We start from the raw sequence: 512 nt of genomic DNA on the forward strand, positions 1-512 counted from the left end.
TCTACCGGCACCACCACCTTTAGCGCTGCCGTATCTGCCGCTTCACTCATCCAGAACGCTTCTACTGGTACAACAGCCATTAACGGCGGAGCAATCACCACCTCAGGTGTTCAGACCTTTGGTAACAATGTCACCTTAGGGGCTAACACCACCTTAGATGCAACCAATGGCGGCACTACTAATAACGCCATCACCATTACCGGTACTCTCAATAGCGTCTCTAGCACACCGTATAACTTAACTACCTCCAGTGGCTCTGCTGGCACTACCTTTACTGGGGCAGTAGGGGCTACTAATAAGCTAGCTGCTCTGACTGTTAACTCCACTGGCGCAACCATCTTTAGTTCTACCGTAGCAGCCAACTCAGTCACTACTGATACAGGTGGAACCTTATCCCTAGGAGGTAATGTCACTACTTCAGGTAACCAGTCTTATGGCGAAGCAGCGACCTTAGCAGCTGCTATTACTCTGAACACCACAGCAAGCTCTGGTAATGGCACAGTCTCTTTTGC

1 protein-coding gene is annotated in these 512 nt (G+C 50.0%); it reads left to right on the forward strand.

Annotated features, from left to right (window positions below; genetic code table 11):
• Positions 1-512 (forward strand): hypothetical protein (locus tag ICE90_RS10750; RefSeq protein WP_216192509.1); only part of this gene is annotated, 512 nt, incomplete at both ends.

It is taken from the genome of Polynucleobacter sp. AP-RePozz3-80-G7, from assembly GCF_018882145.1.
Taxonomy (GTDB): domain Bacteria; phylum Pseudomonadota; class Gammaproteobacteria; order Burkholderiales; family Burkholderiaceae; genus Polynucleobacter.